The sequence below is a fragment of the Paenibacillus sp. J22P165 genome (assembly GCF_059692015.1).
In genome coordinates this window covers 488,447-507,331 of record NZ_JCAUAP010000005.1, presented here as the reverse complement: position 1 = coordinate 507,331, position 18,885 = coordinate 488,447, and the positions used below count along the sequence as shown (strand labels likewise).

Sequence of the window (18,885 nt, the reverse complement as noted above, 5' to 3'; positions counted from 1 at the left end):
AAGGAGGATGTATGCATCATGGTAATTCGTCACCGTAAAATAATTCATTTGCTAGTGTTCCTCCTCCTCCTCGTCATCAGTGCTGCTTCCCCCGTTTCGGCTTCGGCCGGAGCTGGGGTTGCTTCGTCTACATCTGGTGAGCTCGAGAAGGAGCAGGTCGTTGGCTCTACCACGTTAGGAAAGGTTTCCATCGGCGAGGACAGTTACATCGAAGTTCAAGATGTCATGCTATTGCCTGGCGATCAGGACGGGATGGTCACCTTTAAGGTCAATGTCCATAACGGCGGTGTGAGCGAGCTTTCTTTTAAAAATTATTGGGTACGTCTGCAGTCCAAGGCTGGCAGTACGTTTACGGTCAACCCGTTAGCACAAAGCGGCGATACGAATCGGATCGCACCTGGTACTAGTGAATCGTATAGCTTCTATGCAAAAGTGAACGCGACAACCGAACTTCAAGATCTCGTCATGAAGCTGGTTCAGCTAGATTTCTCAGTTGCTGGCTATGAGCGTGTGGTGGGTCAAATGTCTCCATCAGCGGACTACACCGTGGTGACGCCAGCGGGAGCGAGGCGTTCGGTTGAGATCGACGGTACGCCATTCCATCTGAACATTAATCGTACGTCCATTAGTAGAAATGACGATTTCTATTTACCGTCCATTTATTTTCAAATGGAGAATAAAGGGACAGGCAGCATGAAGCTGCCGGATCTGAGCTATTTCATTCGAACTGCCCAGGGGCATATGTATCCGCTGCAAGCTGCAACTCTGGGGAAAGGGACCGAACTGCAACCTCTGGCTGAAAAAGAAGGACTTCTCAGCGGATCTATTCCTAGGGAAGCGGGAGCGGAGGGGTGGCAGCTTGTCATCACGGAAACGACGACTGGAAGTGACGGCAAGAGCAGCTTGAAGCTGCCAATCGCTTTTTTCGAAGTGCCGGAAGCTGTGGAAGTTGAGGTTTCGCTAGGTAACGATTACGAATTCTCCAATAAATCAGGTACCTATACTGCACGATTGACATCCCTGCAGCGATTGCCGTGGGAAGATCAGGACATTTTGGCGGCGAATATCACGATTACGAATAAAGGGAGTCAGGCGCTGCCTATTCCCGATTTGAAGGGTTATTTTGAACTAGATGATGCGGTCAATGTTGAAGCAAGTTTAATTCGGACAGACCGTGTGATCAGCCTTCAGCCTGGCAAGGAGATCAATCTACAATTAGCGGGGAAAATCCCGTATACGAGTGATTTCAAGGAATTGAATCTTATTTTGCAAGAGAAGGCTGCGGACAATAAAGTAAGTGATTTGCTAACTTTTCATCATAATAAAGAGCTGTTAGGCATGGTGGTAATTCCGGCTAATGGGACGAGAACGCTGACGAACATTGGGCAAAGCGCTGCTTATTCCTTGCGCTCCACGCAAACGTTCCAAGGGGAGGGCGCCGATTTATTTACCGTTCAGTTGCTTGTCGAAAATTTGGAAAAGCGGTTCACCGACCTGCGGAAGCAGGTTGCCCAATTTAAGGCAGAAGACGGCACGGTGTTCCCTGCTCATATGACAGTGGTCAATAATAAAGTGATTCCGGGTGGCAAGGCTCTTATTTATGTGTACGCAACCCTGCCCAAAGGGTATAAGAAGGCAGATTTACAGCTAATTCTTGGGGATGCGGTAACCTTCTCAGGCGTATCTTCGGATAAAGAAGGGGGCACGTCAGAGGAAGGCTACGTCAACGCTGCCGTTTTTGAGTTGCCTGATGAGATGGAAGAGCCGCTAGGTAGTTTCTCCGAACTAGACGTTTACCCGTATACGATTACCTTAAGTCATATCGGGACCCAGATCGATTTTACAAAAGGAACGGTTATGCTCGATTTCGATTATGATCTGAAAAGAGACACTTTAGTGGAAACGAGCATGAAGGATCATGCTTTGATTGTTGAGCTGAGAGATGAATTGAGTGAGAGTGGGAAGGAAATTATCGTTAGCCAAACGTACGAGCTGGATGGGATGGATCCGGTCAAATCTCTGGAAGTGGGCTTCCACGATGCCACAATCACGTACACGAACAAAGATATCATTTATAAAATTCGTGATATGAAGACGTATCAATTCAATGTCTACCATCAGTTTCAAAATGGACATAAAAAATTAATCGCAACCAAAGAACTGGATTGGTTCATTTATACAGATTAAAACTCAGCTAATTTTAAGCTAGCATTCATCTAATCCTTTTATACTAAAACCATGAGAGAGGCTGCGGCTACTAACTGGGAGGAAAGTCGATGAAAATACTCGTTGTAGAAGACGAGCTGCCGTTGCTGCAAACGATACGAACCTTACTGGTAGAAGAAGGCTACCAAGTGGATGCGACAGCCTGCGGCGAAGAGGGCTGCTATTTGGCAGAGCAAGGCATCTATGATTTGTTGGTGCTCGATCGGATGCTGCCTGGGATGGATGGTGTCAAAATTGTTCATACCTTGCGGGCGAAGCAAGTGCTGACGCCGATCCTGTTCCTCACGGCCAGAGATAGTGTTGAGGATATGGTGAAGGGACTCGATTCAGGTGCGGATGATTATATGACGAAGCCTTTTGGCGTACCGGAATTACTTGCCAGGGTGCGGGCTCTGCTGCGTAGACGCGGGGGAAGCGAGATCGAAGATCGTCTATCGTATGATCAGTTAGTACTCATAAGTAGAACGAAAGAAGTTGCGATTGCTGGGAAGCCGATGGAGCTTACGCTAAAAGAGTTCGAGCTGCTCGAATACTTGCTGCGGAATCGCGGTCAAATTCTGACGCGGGAGCAAATCTGTCTTCGTGTCTGGGGACTTGATTCCGATGTGGGGTCCAATGTCGTGGATGTGTATGTCTACTATTTGCGCAAAAAACTGAAGCCGTTCGATTATGATCATATGATCCATACGATTCGGAATGTCGGGTATATTTTGAAGGAGAATGCTGTATGTTCAAAAAGACCCGAATTCGTCTGACGGCGCTGAACGCGGTTGTTTTCTTCGTTATCATTGTCGGTTTGGGCATCATCGTCTATACCGAACTACGCCATCAATTGTATGCCAATGTGGATGAATCGTTACAGCAGAGAGTTCAGCAGGATGCGCAGTTCTTCTATGCGAAATCTGAAATGTTGTCGCCTATAGAGCCTGCTGAAGGAGTGACCAAGAAGACGTTAATTCAAGTTCAGGGGATCGATCCACGTGTGTTTCTGGTGCTATGGGATGATCAAGGGAATTCATATCCGATTCTAACAGGAGCAGGGATGCATAAAGAAGTGGATGCCTTCAAGGCTTATAGATCCATCCCCACGCCGCAAACGGTTAACATGGATGATCACTCTTACCGTATTTATGCTGTGCATTATGAGCAGCCCAAGATGATGAATCTGAAAGTGCTGACCGATATTTCTCAGGCAAAAGGGTTAAATAGCATCACGCCATCTTCGCTTTTCACCGAGGCAACGACCAAGATTGTGTCTATTCAAGCCATCAGCCTCATTGACTCTGAGCAAAATATGTTGAAGCAATTGTTTAAGCTTATTCTAATCGGTATAGTGGTCGGCGGCGCTATAACGGTGTTAGCGGGTATGTATCTAGCTAATCAAGCGCTGCGCCCGATCAAGCAATCCTGGGATAAACAGCAGCAATTTGTTGCGGATGCCTCCCATGAGCTGCGAATGCCGTTATCCATTATTCGAGCGAATGTAGAGCTCGCGTTTCGGCATCCAGATCGATCCATCCTGAATATGAGCGAGCCGCTGTCTGTGGTGCTGGAGGAGTCAAAACGGATGGGCAGGCTGACCGAACAATTGCTTACGCTCGCCAGAGCGGATTCCAATCAAGAGGAAATTATGCTCAAGCCTTTGCAGCTATCCGAGGTTATTCACGAAGTCGTGCAAAAGTTCGAACCGTTAGCGGAGTTGAAGGGGCAGAAGTTGGAATCGGATGTCGAGAGCGGGATTGAGCTGATGGGGGATGTGGAACGCATCCATCAGCTGCTGGTGATTCTGCTCGACAACAGCATGAAGTTTACGCCTGCGGATGGCACGATTCGCGTTGTTGCGAGCAAGAGAGGCCACGATGTTGAATTGGTGGTCGAAGACACGGGAGCTGGGATATCGGCAGAGGATCTGCCGCATATCTTCGACCGCTTCTACCACGGTGACAAATCACGGACCCGCAGCCATGGCGGTACGGGTCTCGGCCTCGCGATCGCGAAGTGGATCGTGACGAAGCACGGCGGAGAAATCGCACCAGCTAGTGTGCTGGGCCAATGGACGAAGATGATGCTTCGTTTCCCAGCGTGGCAGCGAAGGGCGTAGTTTTATGGACCCGTCAGGAAGGCAAGTTCTTCCTGGCGGTTTTTCCTTTTTAATCAACAATAATTTCAAAGTAATGCTCTAACTCCGAACATCTACATGAACCCTGACATAGTGTTGTCACGGTATATCGTTTACTATAGGGATTATAAGCCAAACTACCGTTTTTTTAGATGGGAGATATAAACATGAAGGAAGTGAATAAAGAGCAAAACCAAGGAAAGTCAACGGATAAAGAACCCAGCAACGTACTCACTAATCGTGAATTGAATCGTGCGTTGCTGGCAAGGCAAATGCTGCTTACCCGTGTGAAGCTCCCTGTCTTGGAGACCATCGAGAAGCTGGTTGGGATGCAGGCGCAATCCCCGAATGCACCTTACTTTAGTTTGTGGTCGCGAATAGACGCCTTTCGTCATGAGGAACTATCTGGGCTTTTGCGCTGTAAGCAGGTTGTCCGCATGGCGCTAATGCGATCGACATTGCACTTGGCATCTGCCAATGACGCCCTGCATCTGCGGCCTTTGTTACAGCCTGTCATGGATCGCACGCTGAAAGGAACCTTCGGTAAGCAGCTTCATGGTATAGACCAAGAAACACTTGCTGCCGCCGGGAGGGCGTGTGTTGAGAAGGAGCCAATGACTTTGAACGAATTGGGCATACGGCTATCCGAACACTGGTCTGGGCTCGATCCAGAAGCTATGGTGGGATTGGTTCGGAATAAAGTACCGTTAGTACAACTACCACCACGTGGAATTTGGGGAGAAAGCGGACAAGCTATACATACGTCAATCGAAGCATGGCTCGGCCAATCTCTAACCTCCCTCCCCGAGCCGGAGTGGCTCATCCGGAGGTACCTAGCCGCATTCGGACCAGCTACCGTCAAGGATATTCAGATGTGGTCAGGACTTACTCGTATTCTTGAAGTGATCAAAAACCTACGACCACAACTAATCACATTTCGAAACGAACGAGGCGAACAATTATTTGATCTGCCAGATGCCCCGCGTCCTGACGCAGCTACACCGTCCGCACCGAGATTCCTTGGTGAGTTCGATAATATACTGCTGTCTTATGCGGACCGCAACCGAATCTTGGATGAGGCGTACCGTAAACGTGTTTTCACGGTGAACGGCATCATCCGGGCAACGATTCTCGTAGACGGCTTCGTAACGGGAACCTGGAAGCTGATCAGCAAGCGGGATCATACTATTTTGCATATAGAACCATTTCGGATGCTTTCCAAGCAAGAGCAGGATGCTTTATCTGAAGAAGGAGCTCGAATGCTTCATTTTGCCGCTCCGAATGCGGCCACCTCTGAAATTAGGTTTGTGAGTGGAAAATAAGTGAAATACCCCTTCTCAAGACGAGGGGGTTTATGCTACACTCAACATGTCTGATAACCTGATAAGTTAACGAAAGAAAGTGGGGCTTCTCATGAAGGTTTCCTTATTTATTACGTGTTTAAGTGATGCATTATATCCGAAGGTTGGCGAAGCGATTGCACGTCTACTAGGGCATTACGGTGTTCTACTTGAATTGCCGACGGTGCAAACGTGCTGCGGGCAGCCTGCTTATAACAGCGGCTACTGGGATGAAGCGAGAGCAACTGCGAAGACAATTCTTACCGCATTTGAGGATAGTGATTTTGTGATTTCGCCTTCGGGCTCTTGCACGTATATGATTCATCACTATGCGAATTTGTTTAAGGATGAGCCGGAGTGGATGGAGAAAGCCACACAGCTTCAGAATAAAACGTACGAATTTACACAGTTCCTAGTCAATGTTCTCAATATTAAGGACATGGGTGCTGTGTTTCCACATAAAGTCACCTATCATCCGTCCTGCCACGGAAGCAGGCTGCTCGGCGTGAAGGAAGAGCCGCTTGCGCTGCTGCAAGGCGTCAAAGATTTGGAGTTGGTACCGCTGCCTTTTGCCGAGGATTGCTGCGGATTCGGTGGAACGTTCTCCGTGAAAATGGCGGATATTTCTGGTGCCATGGTGCAAGAGAAAGTAGATCACGTGAAGGAAACCGAGGCTGAGGTGTTGGTTGGGTTGGATTTGGCCTGCTTGATGAATATTGCGGGGAATTTGCGTTATCGAAACGAGCCGGTGAGAGTGATGCATTTGGCTGAGCTGCTATATGAAGGAGTGAAGCACGCATGAGCCACACAGCTGCGGGGAAAGCGACAACGGTTAAGGAACGGGCAGATATCGCGCTGAACGATGAATTTCTGCGCAAAGCGGTCAAGTTTACGACGGAACGGCTGCGCGGCGGGAAGCTGAAGGCAGCGGCCGATCATGGAAACTGGGACGATTGGCGTGAACGCGGCAGACAGATTCGTCTGCATACCATTGCGCATTTGGATTATTACTTAACGACGTTTGCGAACAATGCGCGAGCGAATGGGGTTCATGTACATTTTGCGGATACAGATGTCGAAGCGGTCAAAATTTCCCTGGAAATTGCCGCAGCCAAACAAGCCAAATCGGTCGTGAAATCGAAGTCGATGGTGACCGAGGAGCTGCACTTAAACAAAGCGCTGGCCTCCATCAATGTTGAAGCGATAGAGACCGATCTAGGCGAATACATCATTCAGCTGGCGGACGAAACCCCATCCCATATTATCATTCCAGCTATTCATAAAAATAGATATCAAATCGCTGAGCTCTTATCGAAAGATGCGGGGGAGACACTGGCCCCGGATACGACGATTCTGGCTGGCTATGTGCGCAAGAAATTAAGAGAGAAATTCCTGGAAGCTGACATCGGGATGACGGGCTGTAACTTTGCCATTGCAGAGAGCGGATCGATGGTCCTTTTTGAAAATGAAGGCAACGCACGTATGGTTACAACGGTGCCTAAGACGCAAATCACCCTCATGGGGATGGAGCGGATTATCCCTACATGGTCAGACCTCGAGGTCATGGCAACGCTGCTTCCTCGTTCAGCAACCGGCCAGAAGCTGACCGTGTACATGTCCGGCATCACAGGTCCGCGAAGAGATGAAGATGCGGATGGTCCGGAAGAGATGCATATCATCATCGTGGATAACGGGCGCTCGCAGCAGCTTGGCGATCCAGAGTTCCAAGAGCTGCTGAACTGCATCCGCTGCGGCGCATGCTTGAACGCGTGCCCGGTGTACCGCCATATCGGCGGTCATGCCTACGGGGGCACGTACAGCGGGCCGATCGGCGCTGTGCTCACGCCAGCGCTCAAGAAAAATGTGGCGGAATGGGACGACATCGCCAATGCTTCAAGTCTTTGCGGCGCCTGCTATGAAGCATGCCCCGTGAAGATTCCATTGCACGACATGCTGGTGTCACTGCGCAGGCGGAAGGTCGAGGCCGGCCACGGCGACAAGGTCGAGGCGGCGGGAATGAAGGGCTTTGCTGCGGTGATGGGGAACTCGAAGCGGTTTAATGCCGTTCTCAAGCTAGGCAGAATCGGGCAAAAGCTGGTCGTTCGCGACGGTGGCATTCGCTTAAAGGTGGGCCCGCTTAAAGGGTGGAACACCTACCGTGTAACACCAAGTCTTCCGAAGGCATCGTTCCGTGAAGGCTGGAAAACGCTGGAGCAAGAGATTCGCCATGGACTGACGGAGGCCGATCCTGCTATTCAAGCTAGGATGGCTGAGGTATTGGCAGCACGGAGCAAAAAGGGAGGACATCAACATGGGTAAACGAGACATAACGCCAGAGTGGCGGGAGAAGCTGCAAGTTCTGGATCAGCAGTCCCTAGCGGAGCAAGAACGTTTCATCCAAGGGATCGCCAACAAGCTTGGTCGTCCAAGGGTGACCGAGAAGCCCGCGCATCCTTTCCAAGGCGCTTCGGATAGCTGGAAAGCGTTCAACTGGTCCCCAGAAGAACGTGTCGAGAACTTCACGGCGAACTTCCATGCCGCAGGCGGATACGTAGTTAGGGTCCCTTCGATGGATGAAGCCAAGGCTAAAATCGAAGAACTCGTCAACACGTTAAGTGTCAAACGTGTGATTCACCAGGATCAAGCGGAGCTTCATGCGCTTGAATTGGGCGATGCCCTTCCAGAGGTCGACTTCTCGGTATGGAATACCGATGAAGATACCAACTGGAAGGCGAGCGCAGCAAATGCGGATCTCGGCATTGTCATGGCTGACCATGCGGCGGCTTACACCGGATCGCTAACTGTGTTATCATCGAAAGAAAAAGGTAGATCGGTGAGCCTGCTCCCTACGGCTTTGATCGTCCTGCTGCCGATTGAACGATTGCGAACGAGACTAGGCGAAATACTCGCCCCACTCGATCAGAAAGCAAGGAAAGATTTGCCTGCCGGCATTCACTTCATCTCGGGTCCAAGCCGCTCGGCGGATATTGAAAACGATTTGACGATTGGTGTTCACGGTCCAGGGATTGTGCACGTGCTACTTATCGGATAGAAGAGGTACTCATATGGAAGTTACGAAGCTGCAGAAACAAAATCACTATGATGAGATCGCCCAGCAGATCAAAGAAATGATTGTGCAGGGACAGTTGAAAATGGGGGATAAGCTCCCTTCCACCAAAGAGTTGTCCGAGCGATTCGGCGTCGGGCGTTCTACGACACGGGAAGCGCTTAGCGCTTTGAAAGCGATGGGACTTATCGAGATTCGGCAAGGGGGTGCGTGTCGCGTGATTCGGCAGGCCCCTTCCGAAGTTTCCCTGCCGGAGTGGACGTCGCTTCGCATGAATCGGACCACGCTTCTTGAGCTCATGGAAGTGCGGCAATCGCTGGAGATTTCGATTGCATCCATTGCTGCACGGAAACGAACGCCAGAGGACTTAGCACAGCTGCAGCGCATTATGCAAGACATGGGGAGCTCCGTGGGCAATGATGCGGAAGGGGAAAGAACGGACCTCGGATTCCATCAGTTGCTCGTTCAAGCGACGCATAACAGCATTATGGAGCAAACTTTTGAGTCCATCCGCAACGCGATGGAAATGATGATTCGCGATATCCGCCGTGCGGAGCTCTATGCGAATCAGGAAGTAGCGGTCAAGCTGCTGAAGGAACATAAAGTGATTTATGAAGCGATCGTCAGCGGTGATCCGGTGCAGGCCTCTGCGGCGATGCGCGAGCATTTGGAGCATGTCGAAAGTATTTTGATCAAATATATATGAATACACAGAGGGGCTTCCCACAACTCAATGAGGTGAGGGGGAAGGCCTTCTCTTTGTCATCTGTCAAAATCATACACGACATGCGACAAGAATATACACGCCCCCTCTATCGGCAATTCATTACAATGAAGGAAGTAAGGTACAACTTGAACATGAAGAGAGGGGATCTTCAATATGAAGAAATCATTAACGGTCAGCATAGCTATGCTGACTTGCGCAGCGCTAATCGCGGGTTGTTCATCCGGTAGCAAGACGGCGACAAGCAGCCCTAACGAAAGTGCAGCTACCCAAACCGCTAAGGCGCAAGCACCAGTGACGATTAATTATTTTACATGGGAAGAAAAGCCAGGATATAAAGAGAAGGTTGAGGCTTTCCAGAAGAAGTACCCGAACATTAAAGTCGATACCAAAGTGCTTGTTCCGAATGACTCGGCGGAAACGATTAAAAAGCTCGATGTCTTAATTGCAGCTGGAGAAAAGGTAGACGTGTTCAAACTTGCGAATATCGAGCAGGTTACACAGCGTGCAGCGAATGGTGCTATTGCTCCATTGGATGAATATTTCAAGAAGAACAACGTGAAGCCAGATGAAGAATATCATGCGACACCCAAATATAAGGATCACTATTACGGTGTTATGGATGCCCTTACATTCTGGTTTGTAGCCTTGAACAAGAAACATTTGGATGAAGCGGGCCTAAGTGTGCCGAAGATGGGCTGGACGTGGGATGATTTCCGTGACTATGCGAAAAAGCTGACTAAGGGTCCGCGTGCTGGTGCTTATTTCCATACATTTGGCGAATATGCGAATCCAACGGCTTTTAGCGAACGTGTAAATCCCTATGTAACGGCTAGTTTGGCGCCGAACTACAATGATCCATCGTTTAAGTCATTTTTCGAATTCAGACGCGCGCTGGAAAAAGAAGATAAATCCGTGAAGCCGATGGCAGACGTCGTAGCGTCCAAATATAACAGTGTTCAAGAGTTCCTGAACGGGAACGCAAGTATGCAGTTCGTCGGCAGTTTTATCTTAGCCAACGCGTTGGATGTTACGAAGTATCCGCATGATTTCCAAACGGTTTTCGCCCCAATGCCTAGAGCAACGAAGGATTCAGAGCTGGGCAATACCATTATGGGTGGCGAGTATATGGCGATTGGTGAGAAGTCTGAGAATAAAGAAGCGGCATTCACGTTCATTCGCTATATGACATCGGAAGCAGGCGGTACGAAGGAGGGTCTTCAAGGGTGGAAGAAAGGCGATGGGAAAACGGTTATTGCTAAGATTGTTGGTGATAAGAAGAATCTCATTGATGAGCAATCACTTTATGACACGGTATACGATAAAAATGTGAAAACGAAAGCAGATTCAGGTATCAGCATCTCATACGGCGCTCAGTTGAAGAAAGACGTGACAGAGAAGCTGTTCTCGAAATATATGTTAGATAATGCTCCATTCGATCAGATCCAGAAGGAAATGATGGCAGAAGCAGAAAAGATTGCAAAACAGAATACAAAATAGTGATGTGTAAGAGAGGGTATTCGCTACTCTCTCTTTTTTTCGATTGGGGGGGTGAGCGATGCTTCCCCCTTTTTTTGTTCCCATTAAGCGCTCGATATGAACAGAGAACTGCAAAAATACATCTTTTTCAGGGAGAATAGGCCGTTTATCGAAGAATTGCTGCGAAAATACATCCTTTTTTACCCAAATTCCATAAAAAGGATAAATTAGCTGGAAAAAGATATACATTTGCATCTTTCCTGATTGAGCGCAGCTTCTCTAGTAGAAAAAGATGCATATTCGCATCTTTTTTAGATTCTGACTGTTCGAGGACGGCGCAGCTGTGTTTTTTTATGGTCAAAATTATACACACAAGACGTCAAAATCTGAAAAAAGAAGCAGTCGTCCACCTTATATACTTGTTTTATAAGAACAATGGATGGAGTGAGCAGGATGAAAGGGAAGTATTGGACGAACCGCAGGAGAGAAGTGCTGGTGGGGTATGCATTTGCGACACCGGAGTTTCTAGGCATCTTGATGTTAGGTGTGTTTCCACTCGTATTTTCATTATATTTGAGCTTTTGCGAATGGAATTTGGTAGGTGGATTCTCTGCCATTAAATTCGTAGGGCTACAGAATTATATCGAGATGTTCCAGGATGACAAATTTTATTTGGCTGTTAAAAATAATTTGATCTACACCTTATTTACGGTGCCTCTAGGCATGCTGATCGCTTTATTATTTGCAATTCTCATTCATTCGCGCGTCTTTCTCAAGGATTACTTTAAAGTCAGCTTCTTTATCCCTTACATCTCTACAACGGTTGCCGTCGCTGCGGTATGGGGAGCTCTGCTGCATCCGTTTAAAGGGCCGGTTAATCAATTTCTGATCTCCATAGGCATAACCAATCCACCGAAATGGTTGGCAGACAGTTCATTCTCGCTATATAGCATTATCATCATCGCAATCTGGGTATCGATCGGCTACAAAATCATTATTTATTTAGCAGGGTTAACGAATATCCCGGCGGATTTATATGAAGCGGCAGATATCGATGGTGCCTCGCGGATTAAGCAATTTTGGACCATCACATTACCTCTGCTGAGTCCTACTTTATTTTTTCTCAGTATCACGTTGATCATCTCCTCCTTTAAAGTATTTGACCTCATTAAATTTCTCACAGATGGGGGTCCTAATGATTCTTCGCTAGTGCTTGTTTATTACTTATACGAAGAAGGGTTCCTACACTTTAGAATGGGCTATGCCTCTGCGCTATCATGGGCGTTGTTCCTGATTATCACACTCCTGACTTCCTTCACATGGGCAGCTCAGAATCGTAAAATACATTATTAATTGGAGGACCTTCACATGTTGCAAAACCGTCAGATCGATTATGGCAAATGGGTGATCACTATTCTGATGGGGATTATCTCCATCTTCATGTTGGCACCTCTCGTATGGATGCTTTCCGCTGCTGCGAAGTTCGAGAGTGATGTCATGACGTTCCCCATCCAATGGATTCCAACGCGTTGGAATTTGGTTCATAACTTCACAACCGTCTGGTTAGGGGATGTCCATTTCAGCCTTTACTATTTCAATTCAATTAAAATTGCACTCATCAAAACGTTTTTTACCATTCTATTTTCCTCCATGGCGGCCTATTCGTTCTCGAAACTGAGGTACCCGGGGCAAAACATCATCTTTGCGCTGCTGATTGGCTTCATGATTATTCCTGAGCAGTCGACGTTGGTGCCAAGGTATGTACTGATTAAGACGCTTGGCTTGTATAACACACATGCTGGATTAATTCTCATGGGGATGTTCTCAACGTACTTCACGTTCATGCTCCGACAATTCATGCTGGGTATTCATCAAGAGTATGTTGAAGCAGCCAAAATGGATGGAGCGGGTTTCCTGCGTATCTATTGGAATCTCATGTTGCCTTTATGTAAGCCGATTATCGCAACGGTCGGTATTATTAAGTTCATTTGGGTGTGGAACGATTTCCAGAATCCACTCATTTTCTTGTATACAGATACCCTCTATACAATCCCGCTTGGTATTTTAAAATTTAAAGAAGAATTTAGCGCGAACTACTCCATTACGATGATGGCTTCTCTCTCAGCTATTATTCCAGTCATTGCCGTATTCATTTTATTACAAAGGCAAGTTATTAATGGCATTGCACTCGGAGGCGTGAAAGGGTAAGGAGAGGTGAAATGAGCTTCCAGTTCTCTACCTTCCTCCCAGAATCAACCTAAGCTACAATGGAAAGTAATAATCAAGCGAGCGAGGTTGAAGAACCGATGAGCCTATTCAGAAATGTATCCTACTATCAGAAGCTGCAGCTGCTGCTCATTCTCTTTGTGCTCTTGCCTGTGCTCTTGATTTCTATGCTTTCCTACTCCGTGTTGAAGAATGTCATTACGGATAAGGTTGAAAACAATAATCAACGCTTACTTGAAGTCATTGGCATTCAGGTCAGTAAGATGGTCGATGAAATCGCGTATTTATCGATACAATTAAATCAAGATCCTATTCTTCTTGAGGGGATCAGTGAGCTGAATCGCGTTAAGAAGATTGCAGGCTTTAGAGAATACATGTATTTGGAAAATATTCAAAAGGAACTCACTACGCTGACGACCAAGCTGGCGCAAGTTAATGTGAGGACCTTTATCGTCACACCGGGTGGTTACATTATCAAAACCGAAGCAGGCTCTTCCGATTATACGGAGTTGCAGGATCTCATTTCGCAGGATCTGAATGAGCTTGTACAGGAAGATATGGGAGGCGCACGCTACTCCATTAAGTGGCAGAACACTGCGCTGAATCGCACGCCGACAGCCAATGATAATGGCAGAAGGCATCACTATGTGGCGCAATTGCTGCGTAATACCAAGACGAATGAGACGCTCGGTGTATTGTATATTGGTATTCCTTTCAACTATTTCGCAGAAGTGATTGGTGATCTGAGTAACAGCCAGTTTAAGATTGAAGATCAATTCGGCGGTGATATTTATCATACGGGGGATTCGGTTAAAGAAGCTGCTGATGATCAGGCTCTGATGCGGAATGACTATCAGATTCCCAAATCGAAATGGCAATTAACGCTGCAGACACCACAACGGGAAATAACAGGGGAAATATCCAGAGTTTTCTTCTCGGTCGTCTTGTTAATTATCTTGTGTATCCTGCTATTTATAGTGGCATCCATGTGGATGGCCAGAAGACTTCATATTCCGATAACAACGCTGAAAAACGTCGTTGCCAAGTTCGGTACGGGTGATCGCACAGTTCGTTTCGAGGTGCAAGGAAAGGATGAAATTGCTTTCTTGGGCAGCTCCTTTAACAGCATGCTTGATGAGATCACGCAATTAATTATGGATATCGAGAAAGAGCAGGAAGCGAAGCGATTCATAGAGTTGAAAGCGCTCTATGCGCAGATTCATCCGCATTTTTTGCTGAACACATTAACGTCCATTAAGTGTAACCTCATGTTGGATGGGGATAACGTGCATAGCGGGCAGATTGATTCGTTAATTAGGCTATTGAGAGCCTATATGAATGTCTATACGATGAACTCACTGGAGCAGGAATGTGCACTCTTAAAGGATTACGTGAAGATCATGCAAATGCGTAATGGACTCGATATCGAATTTAGTGTAGAGCTGGATGAGGATGTTCGGGCGATGCGTGTTCCTTCCCTTTTGCTGCAGCCGGTGGTAGAAAACGCGATTGTACATGGTTTCATTGATGCGCCGGAGTATCCTCGCATTGCCGTCCAAGCGAGCAAGATGGGGGAGGTGGTCTCCATCCGGATAGCGAACAATGGTGCAGCCCTTACACAAGCTGATATGGCTGCCTTACAGGAAATGATCCAGACAGGTGGTCAAGATGAGATGTTTAATGGTCAAGAGCATGTTGGGATGAAGAACACGATCTCCAGAATGAGACTCACCTATGGGACTCAGGCGGAGATCGTGATTCAGCAAGGGGATATGGTTAGTGTGATGCTAATGATTCCAATAACGAAGGAGGAGGAACGCTTATGAAGAAATTGATGCTCGTCGACGATGATGTTCCTATCCTTCGTTTCTTGGAGAGGCTGCTTCCGTGGAAGGATATGGGCTTCAGTGAAGTGAGAGTGTGCCAATCTGGGGTTAAAGCACTCCAACAGGCTGAGACTTGGATCCCTGATGTCCTCATTACGGATATCGGGATGCCGCAGCTCGATGGGATCGCGCTCGCTGACCAGGTGAAAAGGCTGAACCCGGACGTGCTCCTCATTTTTCTAACACATCATGAGAACTTTCAATATGCGAAGAAGGCGCTGCAGTTAGATGCACTCGATTATATTAACAAGGATGAGTTAAGCGCTGAACGCATGCTGCAAGCCGTACATAAGGTGATTCAAGCGCTTGAAAGCAAGCATCGAATCCTAGCGCATAATGACTATATGTCGGATATGCAGCGGAATCTGATTTTGCTCAAACAGGGTTTCATGGAGGATTTGATGAAAGGTTTCCACTCTGTTGATAGCGTGATTCGATTCGGTTCGAGGCTTGGTGTGGACTGGGTATATGCCGATTTCATATTAGGACTTGTTCATCTGGACGGAGCTTCTTTTCGTCTGAAATACGCTCGTCAGGATACGCCTACTATGCGATATGCGGTCTATAACATTGCGCAGGAAATAGCAGACAAATTTAATATGAAGAACAATTACATGAAGCTGACGTCATTTCTACCTGGCCGATATATGACTGATCATGATGAGAATGCTTGCTTTATCGTCATTATGAATTATAGGCAAAGTGATCTACAACTGAAACCGTTTGAGAATCTGATCTGTTATTTGGATGAGGTGAACCAGCTGGTGGAGCGTTATTTACAGCTGACCTTGCGAGGTATGTATTCAAACTCGTTCACCAATGTTGAAGAAGTGCCTGCTTCGTATAAGAAATTGCGTGAAGCGAATAGGACTTGTTTTTACGAGTCCAGTCCATTTGTGCGCCTGTCTATGTCGCAGGTGAAAGCTTGGAAATCTTCAACACCGCCTCGGTTTGAGGAGGAGCTTCAACTTTTTCAAGAAGCTTTGGAACGCAGAGATGGGGATACAGCACAGCAGCTGTTAAGGAGTCTACTTACAATAAGCCGAGAGGCGGACATGAATCCTGCGTTAGTCATTGAGCATTTTGTACAAAGACTACAAGTACTTCATATTCCTATGGATCCAGAGATGATTCAGGATGTGAAGCAGGCTCAGAGAGTAAATGAGATCGCGTCTCTAATTGAGGCACTCATTTGTCGCAGTTTTGCCAAGACGGAACAGGCCGCAGTGAGCTCCAGAGAAATTAAACTGCATGCGATTGAAACATATATTTTAGAAAGGTTGACGGAGAATGTGACTTCCGGTGAGGTGGCTCAACATTTATTCCTGAATCCTAGTTACTTTTCCAGACAATTTAAGAAGCTAACTGGTGAGAATTTTACAGATTACGTGCACAAACTCAAGTTGAATTTAGCCGCACAAATGATTAAGAACGGTTCAGATTCCACGGAGACGATTGCACAAAAATTAGGCTATTATGATCGACCCTATTTCTCCCGTCTCTTTAAGAAGTACATGGGGATAACCCCTTCCGAGTTTCGCGAGAAGTACGGAAGAATCTAGCGGTGCCGCTTGCTCACTATCTGTAGTACAAGTGCAACAAAATAATACACGAAAGGAGTAAAAATCTTACCCTTTTTTTGAGGGTGAGATCGTTACAATATAAATTGTAAGCGATATCATTTTAGGAGAGGAGTATACGATTTGACTACCAAACGAATGAGGAGGGTACATGATGTATAAAAAAAGAACATGGGCTAACCTGGTGCTTAGCTTATCCATTTCTTTTGTCACTTTCGCTAGTGCACTTGCCTTGCCACCTGTAGTTTCCGCTGCAGGAAATACCTACTATGTGGATTCATCTAGACCGGATGATAGTGGGAATGGGCTGAGTGCGGCGTCCGCCTGGAAGACGTTGACTAAGGTGAATAGTGTAACCTTTCAACCTGGTGACCAGATTCTCTTTAAAGCAGGTGGGATATGGACCGGACAGTTGCACCCAGGTGGATCTGGAAGCGCAGCGGGCGGAGCTATTTCTATTGATATGTTTGGATCGGGTTCAAAGCCAGTTATTGACGGGAATGGGATGACGGGGCAAGGCGTTGTTTATTTCTCCAACCAACAATATTGGGAAATTAATAATCTCGATATTACGAATAATGCGGCAACGGAAGGGGATCGTCGAGGAATTGAAGTTGTAGCGGATACTTCGGGGACGATTAACCATTTCTACATTCGCAATAATGTGATTCATGATATTGAGGGATCTGTCGGTGGCACGCTTGCGAACAAGAAAACAGCAGGCATTTATTTTGAAGGAAAGTCAGCAACGACGGGGTGGAATGATATCCGCATTGAAGATAACTTGATTCACGATGTGAAGAATGAAGGAATCGTCACTTACAACTCAGTGATTGATTTCGATGCACCTGCCTATTACCCTGGTGAAGCCGACTGGAGTAACGTGAAGTATGCCAATTTGGCTATCCGCAACAATACGCTGTATAACATTTCTAAGAACGCGATGATCATACGTCTGGCAGACGGTGGCGTGGTCGAGAATAACGTTGCGCATGATACAGCGACGGGAACAACGGGGAATACCTTCTTTACAAGAAGCTCCAGAAATACGGTTCTGCAATATAACGAAGGCTATCTCAACAGAAGTACGGGTGTCGATGGTAACATGTATGATCCCGATCTCATGAGCCCGGGAACGATATGGCAGTACAGCTACAGTCATGATAATCATCATGGTCTCGTATGGTTCTGTACAGTTGCAGAAGACACAGGCTTAGTGGTGAGGTATAACATTTCGCAGAATGATTTGGGCAATATCGTTTATTTGAATTATGCTTTTGCCGGTGCCTCTATCTATAACAATACCTTTTATATTGGTGCAGGGTTGTCACCTACGATTGTGAACGAATCAACGAACCCACATACCTACTCGTTCTATAACAACATTATCTACAACAATAGTACAACGGCAAAATATCAGTTTGGCTCTGTGAACAATACGCGTACTTGGGATTCGAATACGTTCTATGGTCAACATCCGTCTAATGAGCCTTCTGCTACGATGGATGTGCATAAGTCAACAGCCGATCCGAAGTTAGTTGGACCGGGGACAGGCGGCATTGGGCGTAATAGCGTGGACGGCTATAAGCTGCTTGCTGGTTCACCAGCTATTGGCAGCGGAACGCTAATCTCAGGTAACGGCGGGAAAGATTACTGGGGCAACACGGTTTCGGCTACAGCAGCACCGAACCGTGGAGCTTATGGCGGAGCGGGTGTCGCGTACACAGGCTTTACGCGTGAAACCGAGGATTTAGTGGCTTATGACAGCTCAGGTGATCGTCATATTTCGTTCGATGATGCAACGTGCAGCAATGATTTATGTACCAAATATTCTTCGAATGAAGTCAATGATTTTGTGACGTATCGCATCAATGTACCTAAAGCAGGAACGTATCGTGTGAAGGTTGGCGTTAAGAAATACTATGACCGCGGTAAGTTCCAATTAATGGGTGCCGGTGTTAATGTGGGTACGGAGCAGGATCTCTACTCGGCTAGTGCTAGTGTTGTTGAGCTCGATGTGGGTACCGTTACTTATAACCAAACCGGGGATAAAGGATTGAAATTTATCGTGACAGGCAAAAACGCCGCAAGCACAGACTATTTATTATCCTTTGATTACATTAAATTAACCCTGCAGTAATCATTGTAGGCGGGATTGGCAGACAGAGATAGACAGGCGGACAGAGGCAGCTTCGGCTGCCTCATCTAGCTGTTTTTGAAACTGTATGGAAGAGAGAT

The 18,885-nt window shown here is 47.0% G+C and carries 14 protein-coding genes; all 14 read left to right on the top strand.

What is annotated here, in order from left to right:
• Positions 1 to 18: 18 nt before the first annotated feature.
• The 14 genes from AC58QM_RS14930 (at position 19) to AC58QM_RS14865 (ending at position 18,787) form a co-directional block, all read left to right on the top strand.
• Positions 19 to 2,187 (top strand): hypothetical protein, encoded by a 2,169-nt coding sequence (locus tag AC58QM_RS14930; RefSeq protein WP_497285209.1) that lies wholly within the window; start codon positions 19 to 21, stop codon positions 2,185 to 2,187.
• An 89-nt stretch (positions 2,188 to 2,276) separates the two neighbouring features.
• Complete coding sequence (locus AC58QM_RS14925; protein WP_497285207.1) at positions 2,277 to 2,981, top strand: response regulator transcription factor; 705 nt, start codon at positions 2,277 to 2,279, stop codon at positions 2,979 to 2,981.
• Positions 2,954 to 4,327, top strand: a complete 1,374-nt coding sequence (locus tag AC58QM_RS14920; RefSeq protein ID WP_497285205.1) for a sensor histidine kinase — start codon at positions 2,954 to 2,956, stop codon at positions 4,325 to 4,327. The genes AC58QM_RS14925 and AC58QM_RS14920 overlap by 28 nt, the downstream gene beginning before the upstream one ends.
• Positions 4,328 to 4,512: 185 nt before the next feature.
• The gene (locus AC58QM_RS14915; protein ID WP_497285203.1) at positions 4,513 to 5,667 is read left to right on the top strand and encodes a winged helix DNA-binding domain-containing protein; all 1,155 of its coding nucleotides are present in this window, start codon (positions 4,513 to 4,515) and stop codon (positions 5,665 to 5,667) included.
• Between the two features lie 91 nt (positions 5,668 to 5,758).
• Positions 5,759 to 6,487, top strand: a complete 729-nt coding sequence (locus tag AC58QM_RS14910; RefSeq protein ID WP_497285201.1) for a (Fe-S)-binding protein — start codon at positions 5,759 to 5,761, stop codon at positions 6,485 to 6,487.
• Positions 6,484 to 8,004 (top strand): LutB/LldF family L-lactate oxidation iron-sulfur protein, encoded by a 1,521-nt coding sequence (locus AC58QM_RS14905; RefSeq protein ID WP_497285199.1) that lies wholly within the window; start codon positions 6,484 to 6,486, stop codon positions 8,002 to 8,004. The genes AC58QM_RS14910 and AC58QM_RS14905 overlap by 4 nt, the downstream gene beginning before the upstream one ends.
• Complete coding sequence (locus AC58QM_RS14900) at positions 7,997 to 8,737, top strand: LutC/YkgG family protein (protein ID WP_497285198.1); 741 nt, start codon at positions 7,997 to 7,999, stop codon at positions 8,735 to 8,737. Before AC58QM_RS14905 ends, AC58QM_RS14900 begins: the two co-directional genes overlap by 8 nt.
• A 13-nt stretch (positions 8,738 to 8,750) precedes the next feature.
• On the top strand, positions 8,751 to 9,458 hold the full coding sequence (locus tag AC58QM_RS14895; RefSeq protein WP_497285196.1) for a FadR/GntR family transcriptional regulator: 708 nt from the start codon (positions 8,751 to 8,753) through the stop codon (positions 9,456 to 9,458).
• 174 nt (positions 9,459 to 9,632) lie between these two features.
• Positions 9,633 to 10,976: an ABC transporter substrate-binding protein gene (locus AC58QM_RS14890; protein WP_497285194.1), complete on the top strand. Its 1,344-nt coding sequence runs from the start codon at positions 9,633 to 9,635 to the stop codon at positions 10,974 to 10,976.
• 432 nt (positions 10,977 to 11,408) lie between these two features.
• Entirely contained in the window at positions 11,409 to 12,308 is a 900-nt protein-coding gene (locus tag AC58QM_RS14885; protein WP_497285192.1) for a carbohydrate ABC transporter permease, read from the top strand.
• An 18-nt stretch (positions 12,309 to 12,326) separates the two neighbouring features.
• Entirely contained in the window at positions 12,327 to 13,163 is an 837-nt protein-coding gene (locus tag AC58QM_RS14880; RefSeq protein ID WP_497285318.1) for a carbohydrate ABC transporter permease, read from the top strand.
• Between the two features lie 98 nt (positions 13,164 to 13,261).
• A complete protein-coding gene (locus AC58QM_RS14875; RefSeq protein ID WP_497285190.1) occupies positions 13,262 to 15,007 on the top strand; it encodes a sensor histidine kinase in 1,746 nt (581 codons plus the stop codon).
• Complete coding sequence (locus AC58QM_RS14870; RefSeq protein WP_497285189.1) at positions 15,004 to 16,629, top strand: response regulator; 1,626 nt, start codon at positions 15,004 to 15,006, stop codon at positions 16,627 to 16,629. Before AC58QM_RS14875 ends, AC58QM_RS14870 begins: the two co-directional genes overlap by 4 nt.
• Before the next feature lie 169 nt (positions 16,630 to 16,798).
• Positions 16,799 to 18,787 (top strand): DUF7594 domain-containing protein, encoded by a 1,989-nt coding sequence (locus AC58QM_RS14865; protein ID WP_497285187.1) that lies wholly within the window; start codon positions 16,799 to 16,801, stop codon positions 18,785 to 18,787.
• Positions 18,788 to 18,885: the final 98 nt, after the last annotated feature.

What these genes read in the sequence shown, in the direction of transcription:
- AC58QM_RS14930 (WP_497285209.1), top strand. Translation starts at nt 19, where the DNA reads ATGGTAATTCGTCACCGTAAAATAATTCATTTGCTAGTGTTCCTCCTC.
- AC58QM_RS14925 (WP_497285207.1), top strand. Translation starts at nt 2,277, where the DNA reads ATGAAAATACTCGTTGTAGAAGACGAGCTGCCGTTGCTGCAAACGATA.
- AC58QM_RS14920 (WP_497285205.1), top strand. Translation starts at nt 2,954, where the DNA reads ATGTTCAAAAAGACCCGAATTCGTCTGACGGCGCTGAACGCGGTTGTT.
- AC58QM_RS14915 (WP_497285203.1), top strand. Translation starts at nt 4,513, where the DNA reads ATGAAGGAAGTGAATAAAGAGCAAAACCAAGGAAAGTCAACGGATAAA.
- AC58QM_RS14910 (WP_497285201.1), top strand. Translation starts at nt 5,759, where the DNA reads ATGAAGGTTTCCTTATTTATTACGTGTTTAAGTGATGCATTATATCCG.
- AC58QM_RS14905 (WP_497285199.1), top strand. Translation starts at nt 6,484, where the DNA reads ATGAGCCACACAGCTGCGGGGAAAGCGACAACGGTTAAGGAACGGGCA.
- AC58QM_RS14900 (WP_497285198.1), top strand. Translation starts at nt 7,997, where the DNA reads ATGGGTAAACGAGACATAACGCCAGAGTGGCGGGAGAAGCTGCAAGTT.
- AC58QM_RS14895 (WP_497285196.1), top strand. Translation starts at nt 8,751, where the DNA reads ATGGAAGTTACGAAGCTGCAGAAACAAAATCACTATGATGAGATCGCC.
- AC58QM_RS14890 (WP_497285194.1), top strand. Translation starts at nt 9,633, where the DNA reads ATGAAGAAATCATTAACGGTCAGCATAGCTATGCTGACTTGCGCAGCG.
- AC58QM_RS14885 (WP_497285192.1), top strand. Translation starts at nt 11,409, where the DNA reads ATGAAAGGGAAGTATTGGACGAACCGCAGGAGAGAAGTGCTGGTGGGG.
- AC58QM_RS14875 (WP_497285190.1), top strand. Translation starts at nt 13,262, where the DNA reads ATGAGCCTATTCAGAAATGTATCCTACTATCAGAAGCTGCAGCTGCTG.
- AC58QM_RS14870 (WP_497285189.1), top strand. Translation starts at nt 15,004, where the DNA reads ATGAAGAAATTGATGCTCGTCGACGATGATGTTCCTATCCTTCGTTTC.
- AC58QM_RS14865 (WP_497285187.1), top strand. Translation starts at nt 16,799, where the DNA reads ATGATGTATAAAAAAAGAACATGGGCTAACCTGGTGCTTAGCTTATCC.